Genomic DNA, 6,157 nt, shown 5'->3' on the forward strand with positions numbered 1-6,157 from the left:
GGCCGGCTCAGTCGTCGTAGTCCTTGCCCTTGGCGTACCGCAGCCAGATCGACCGGCTGATCCCGACGAGGTGCGCCAGCCGCGACAGCTCGCTCGGCCGGAAGTCCGGCCCGCCGGGGCGTCCGGCGACGAACGCGTACTCCTCGCCGGCCGGCGCGGCCATCAGCGACGTGTCGAGCGTCGTCCAGTCCACGGGCACCAGATCGGTGACCGGGTTGAGGATCTTCGCCAGCATCGGCTGGTACCACGGCTCCACCCGGTCGATCTCGGGCGCGCTCGCGCTGCGGCTGATGACCTGACCGTCGTTGCGGACCAGCGCCGCCCAGCCGGAGCGGAAGATCCGCGGGAGCTCGTCGACCATCAGCTGGCCGGCGCCGGCCGGGTCCACCGACATGGCCTCGAGCAGCTGCAGCTCCCGGTGCGTCGCGAGGGCGCCGTCGAACGGCCGGATGGACTCGACGCTGACCCCGTCGAGCCGGTGCGCCGCGCTGAGCACCTCGTCGGGCATCTGCCCGGGCCCGATGTCGACCACGATGTCGTCGACCACCAGGTTGTCGTACTTGTCGACGATGTCCACGCTGACGATGTCGGCGCCCGTGGTGCCGATCGCGGTCGCCACGAGACCGAGCGACCCCGGCCTGTTCGGCAGGATCACCCGTAGCAGGTAGGACATCTACAGCACCTCCGCAGCGAGCAGACCGATGACGATGACCATTCCACACACCACCTGCAGCCTGCCGGTACGCGCCAGAACCGGTATCAGATCGCGACCGGCCGCGCCGCGCAGCACCGCGCGCACCGGTGGCACCGCGAACGCGGTCGCCGCGAGCGCCAGCAGCAGCCACGGCCAGCCGACCACCGGCATCGCCAGCAGGAACGCGCCGATCACGATGACCGCGTAGCCGACGCGGGTCGCCCGGTCGCCCATCCGCACCGCCGACGTGCGCTTGCCGACGGCGGCGTCCTTGGGCAGGTCGCGCAGGTTGTTCGCGACGAGCACCGCGACCGCCAGCAGCCCGATGGGGACCGACGCCAGCGCGGACTGCCAGGTCACCTGCGGCGGGCGGCCCGCGACGTACGCCGAGCCGATCACCGCGACGGGCCCGAAGAACACGAACACCGCGACGTCGCCCAGCCCGAGATAGCCGTAGGGCGTGGCGCCACCGGTGTAGAACCAGGCCGCGAGGATCGCGGCCGCCCCGACCGCGACCAGCCACCACGAGGTGGTGGCGGCGAGCGCGAGGCCGGCGAGCGCCGCGACGCCGAAGCAACCGAACGCCGCGGCCTTGACCTGGGCGGGAGCCACCAGGCCCGAGCCGGTGAGCCGCAGCGGCCCGACCCGGTCGGCGTCCGTGCCGCGCACCCCGTCGGAGTAGTCGTTGGCGTAGTTCACGCCGACCTGCAGCATCAGCGAGACCACCAGCGCCAGCGCGATCCGCCACCACGACAGGTGGCCGTACCACGGCGCGGCGACGTACCGCGCCGCCAGCGCGGCCCCCACCGCGACGGGCACGACCGACACCGGAAGGGTGCGCGGCCGGGCGCCGGCCCACCACAGCCTCGGGCCGCTCGGCGGGACGGTGGCGGGGGCGGGGGATGTCGTGGGCACGACCTCTATCTTGGCCGACCCGTAGAATTATGCGGTCGCCGACCCGGCGACCTCCGTACCCGACCGGAAGGCAGGCATGGCCGACCAGAAGATCTCGCGTGCCGACGTCGCGCACCTCGCCCGGCTGGCGCGCCTGGAGGTGACGTCCGAGGAGATCGACATCTTCGCAGCGCAGCTCGAGAGCATCCTCGAGCACGTCGCGGCGATCGGCGAGGTCGCCACCGGCGACATCCCCCCGATGTCCCACAACGTGCCGATGACCAACGTGATGCGCCCGGACGCGGTCGGGGCGTCGCTCGCCCGCGACGAGGTCCTCGCCCAGGCGCCCGCGGTCGAGCAGGACCGGTTCCGGGTGCCGCGCATCCTGGACGAGGAGTGAGCGGCGTGAACGAGATCACCAGGATGAGCGCGGCCGAGCTGGCGGCCGCCATCCGCACCGGTCAGACGACGTCGGTCGAGGCCACCACGGCCTACCTCGAGCGCATCGCCGCGGTGGACGAGCGCACCGGTGCGTTCCTGCACGTCAGCGCCGACCTGGCGCTGGCGCGGGCGAAGGACGCCGACGAGCGCGTGCGCTCCGGCACCGCGGGCCCGCTGACCGGCGTCCCGGTCGCGGTGAAGGACGCCTTCGTGACCCGCGGCGTCCCGACCACCGCCGGCTCGCGCTTCCTCGAGGGCTGGCTGCCGCCGTACGAGTCCACGGTGACCGCGCGGCTGGCCGACGCCGGCCTGGTGATGCTCGGCAAGACCAACATGGACGAGTTCGCGATGGGCTCGACGAACGAGAACTCGGCGTACCGTCCGGCCGCGAACCCGTGGAACCTGCAGCGCACCCCCGGGGGGTCCTCCGGCGGGTCGGCCGCCGCCGTGGGCGCCTACGAGGCGCCGCTCGCGCTGGGCACCGACACGGGCGGGTCGATCCGCCAGCCCGCGGCGCTCAGCGGCATCGTCGGCATGAAGCCGACGTACGGCACCAGCTCGCGGTACGGCGTGATCGCGTTCTCCTCCAGCCTGGACACCCCCGGGCCGTTCGGGCGCACCGTGCTCGACACGGCGCTGCTGCACGAGGCGATGAGCGGGCACGACCCGCGCGATGCCACCTCCATCGACGCGCCGGTGTCGCCGGTGGTGCAGGCCGCCCGCCGTGGCGCCGCCGACGGGCTCGCCGGGCTGACGGTCGGGGTCGTCTCCGAGCTGCTCGCGGAGGGGCTCGAGGACGGGGTGCGCGCAGAGTTCGACGCGGCCCTCGACGTGCTGCGCAGCCTCGGCGCGGACGTCCGCGAGGTCTCGTGCCCGCACTTCCGGCACGGGGTGTCGGCGTACTACCTGATCGCGCCCTCCGAGGCGTCGTCCAACCTGGCGCGCTTCGACTCGGTCCGCTATGGGCTGCGGGTCGGCGACGACGGCGAGCACAGCCTCGAGGAGGTCATGTCGCTGACGCGCGAGGCCGGGTTCGGGCCGGAGGTCAAGCGGCGCATCATCCTCGGCACGTACGCGCTGTCGGCCGGCTACCACGACGAGTTCTACGCGCAGGCGCTGCGCATCCGCACGCTCATCGCCCGCGACTTCGCGGCCGCGTTCGAGCAGGTGGACGTGCTGGTGTCGCCGACCGCGCCGACGGTGGCCTACCCGCTGGGCAAGGCCAACACCGACCCGCTGGCGATCTACCTGCTGGACCTGACGACGCTGCCGGCCTCCCTCGCCGGCACGCCCGCCATGTCGGTCCCGGTGGGGCTGGCCGACGACCCCCTCGAGGACGGCGAGCAGCGCCTCCCGGTGGGGTTGCAGATCATGGCTCCCGAGCTGCGCGACGACCGGTGCTACCTGGTCGCCGCGGCGCTCGAGGCCGCCCAGGACGCCGCCCGCGGCGGCGTCTTCCTCGAAGGAGCGCCCGCGCTGTGAGTGACCGACGACAACCAGTCGACATCGCCGAGACCGACCAGATCGGGCTCAGCGGCTCCGGACGCGCGGTCAGCATCGCGGCGTGGGCGCTGTCCGCGTTCGTGATCGCCGCCGGGATCGTGGCGCTGGTGCTGACCGGCAAGAAGGTGTTCATCGTCTTCATCGTGCTGGGCATCCTCACGCCGCTGAACGTGCTGATGTACGACACGTTCGTGCTCAAGCCGAAGATCGCCAAGCTGAAACGAGAGCGCGCCGAGCAGCGAGCGGCCGACGACGCGGCGAAGGAGACCGACCAGTGACCATGTCGACGGCAGCGGACGCCGAGGTGACGGCCGTGCTGGAGCGCTACGAACCGGTCGTCGGGCTGGAGACCCACGTCGAGCTCGGCACCGAGTCGAAGATGTTCTGCGGGTGCGCGACCGACTTCGGGGCGGACCCGAACACCCAGATCTGCCCGGTCTGCCTCGGGCTGCCCGGCGCGCTGCCGGTGCCCAACGAGAAGGCGATCGAGTCCACCATCCGGATCGGGCTGATGCTGCACTGCAGCATCGCCGAGGTGTCGCGGTTCAGCCGCAAGAACTACTTCTACCCGGACATGCCCAAGAACTTCCAGACCTCGCAGTACGACGACCCGCTGTGCGCGGATGGCTACCTCGACGTCGTCGTCGACGGTGAGTCGTTCCGCGTCGACATCGAACGCGTGCATCTCGAGGAGGACACCGGGAAGACGCTGCACGTCGGGGGATCGACCGGCCGCATCCAGGGAGCGACGTACTCCCTGGTCGACTTCAACAGGGCCGGGATCCCGCTGGTGGAGATCGTGACCCGGCCGATCGTCGGGGCGGGGGACAAGGCTCCCGCGGTGGCCCGCGCCTACGCCACCGAGCTGCGCGAGATCTGCCGTGCGCTCGGCGTGTCCGACGTCCGCATGGAGCAGGGCTCGATGCGCTGCGACGTCAACGTCTCGCTGAACCGGCCGGGCGAGCCGTGGGGCACCCGGACCGAGACGAAGAACGTGAACTCGCTGCGCTCGATCGAGCAGGCGGTACGCGGCGAGATCGTCCGGCAGGCGCCGCTGCTGGACGCCGGGTCGCGGATCCATCAGGAGACCCGGCACTTCCACGAGGACACCGGGGAGACGACCCCGGGCCGCAGCAAGGAGGAGGCCACCGACTACCGGTACTTCCCCGAGCCCGATCTGGTGCCGATGGCGCCCGACCGCGAGTGGGTGGCGCGGCTGCGCGCCGAGCTGCCCGAGCCGCCGAGCGCCCGCTTGGCCCGCCTGCAGGACGAGTGGGGACTCACCGACAAGGAGCTCGCGTCGCTGGTCGGCGCCGGGGCGCTCGAACCGGTGCTGGCCACCATCGACGCCGGCGCGCCGCACGCGGCCGCCCGCAAGTGGTGGACCGGGGAGCTGGCCCGTCGCGCCAACGCGGCCGGGGTGGAGCTCGAGCGGCTGGCGATCAGCCCCGCGCAGGTCGCCGAGGTGATCGGCCTGGTCGACTCCGGCAGGATCAACGACAAGCTCGCCCGCCAGGTCGTCGACGGGGTGCTCGCCGGCGAGGGCGAGCCCGAGCAGGTGATGCAGGCCCGAGGCCTCGCCGTCGTCTCGGACGCCGGCGCGGTCGGCGCGGCCGTGGACGCCGCGATCGCCGAGCACCCGGACGTGGCCGAGAAGATCCGCGGCGGCAAGCTGCAGGCCGTCGGCGCGCTCGTCGGCGCGGTCATGAAGGCGACTCGCGGGCAGGCGGACGCCGGGACCGCGCGCAGCCTGATCCTCGAGCGCCTCGGCGTCGGCTGAGCGTCGGCGTACCGGAGGAGTGAGTATTTCGTGCTGGTTCTGACCCATGGATCGCCCGCGAACGACGCGCAGCGCGGCGTCTTCGCCGTTCTGCACAACCTCGGTCTCGGCGCGGAGGGGCGCCGCGGCGTGGTCGTGCTCGGTGACGGCTTCGAGCGCTTCGGGCCCATCGCCGGCGTGATCTGCACCCCCGAGGGGATGGCGGTGCTCTCGGTGCACGAGGTATCCGGCGCCGACGGGTACCTGTTCGCGCCGCTGCGCGGCACCTGGACCATCGGCGGCCGCCCCGCGAGCGTGGACGGCATCCAGGCCAACCCCGTGCAGGCGGTGGACGCCGCGCTGAAGAAGGTGGTCGCCGCGGTGCGCCGCGGCGGGCTCGACCCGGGGTACGTCCAGTCGATCCTGCTGGTCGCCGGGCCGGTCACCGGCGTGGCGCAGCCCGAGACGGAGCGCGGCACGGGCGCCGTCGTCGCCGCCGCGCAGCGCGAGGCGATCGTCGAGGCGATCGACATCGCCACCACCAACCGGCAGCCGGGTCTGCCGAGCACCTGGACCACCGCCGACCTCACCGGCATGCTCGAGGTGCTGGGCTTCGACTGCTCCGACCTCGACTCGCAGCTGCTGACCGGCGAGGGCTTCCCGTACTCGCCGTACGTGCTGCGGCCGACGTCCGCCGACGACATCCCGTTCTCGCGCCCGGAGACCACCGCCGGCGCCACCCGCGCGCTGCGCTCGCACTCGCCGGTCTCCGGCGTGGTGCCGGTCGCCGGCGCGACCTCGTGCCCAAGGACACCAATCTGCTCGAGCAGTACGCCAGCTTCGGCGAGCTCGAGGCGGCGTGTGAG

6 protein-coding genes and 1 pseudogene are annotated in these 6,157 nt (G+C 72.8%); 5 read left to right on the top strand and 2 right to left on the bottom strand.

Going from position 1 to position 6,157, the window contains the following annotated elements:
• Positions 1 to 7: 7 nt before the first annotated feature.
• Both F8A92_RS10670 and F8A92_RS10675 read right to left on the bottom strand, forming a co-directional pair.
• Positions 8 to 673: an ACT domain-containing protein gene (locus F8A92_RS10670; protein WP_153505140.1), complete on the bottom strand. Its 666-nt coding sequence runs from the start codon at positions 671 to 673 to the stop codon at positions 8 to 10.
• Positions 674 to 1,609 carry a 1,4-dihydroxy-2-naphthoate polyprenyltransferase gene (locus tag F8A92_RS10675; protein ID WP_228389366.1) on the bottom strand — a complete coding sequence of 312 codons (936 nt, stop codon included), beginning with the start codon at positions 1,607 to 1,609 and terminating at the stop codon, positions 674 to 676.
• 76 nt (positions 1,610 to 1,685) lie between these two features.
• Between F8A92_RS10675 and gatC the strand changes: the two genes are divergently transcribed.
• The 5 genes and pseudogenes from gatC to F8A92_RS10700 all read left to right on the top strand — a co-directional run.
• Complete coding sequence (gatC, locus tag F8A92_RS10680; RefSeq protein ID WP_153505141.1) at positions 1,686 to 1,988, top strand: Asp-tRNA(Asn)/Glu-tRNA(Gln) amidotransferase subunit GatC; 303 nt, start codon at positions 1,686 to 1,688, stop codon at positions 1,986 to 1,988.
• Positions 1,989 to 1,993: 5 nt separating this feature from the next.
• Entirely contained in the window at positions 1,994 to 3,511 is a 1,518-nt protein-coding gene (gene gatA, locus F8A92_RS10685; RefSeq protein ID WP_153505142.1) for an Asp-tRNA(Asn)/Glu-tRNA(Gln) amidotransferase subunit GatA, read from the top strand.
• Positions 3,508 to 3,810 (top strand): hypothetical protein, encoded by a 303-nt coding sequence (locus tag F8A92_RS10690; protein WP_153505143.1) that lies wholly within the window; start codon positions 3,508 to 3,510, stop codon positions 3,808 to 3,810. The genes gatA and F8A92_RS10690 overlap by 4 nt, the downstream gene beginning before the upstream one ends.
• A gap of 2 nt (positions 3,811 to 3,812) precedes the next feature.
• Positions 3,813 to 5,312, top strand: coding sequence for an Asp-tRNA(Asn)/Glu-tRNA(Gln) amidotransferase subunit GatB (gene gatB / locus F8A92_RS10695; protein ID WP_153505152.1), 1,500 nt, complete (start codon positions 3,813 to 3,815; stop codon positions 5,310 to 5,312).
• Positions 5,313 to 5,342: 30 nt separating this feature from the next.
• Positions 5,343 to 6,157, top strand: a pseudogene (locus F8A92_RS10700) (hypothetical protein); the annotation flags it as partial.

The sequence above is a fragment of the Cumulibacter manganitolerans genome (assembly GCF_009602465.1).
GTDB lineage: Bacteria > Actinomycetota > Actinomycetes > Mycobacteriales > Antricoccaceae > Cumulibacter > Cumulibacter manganitolerans.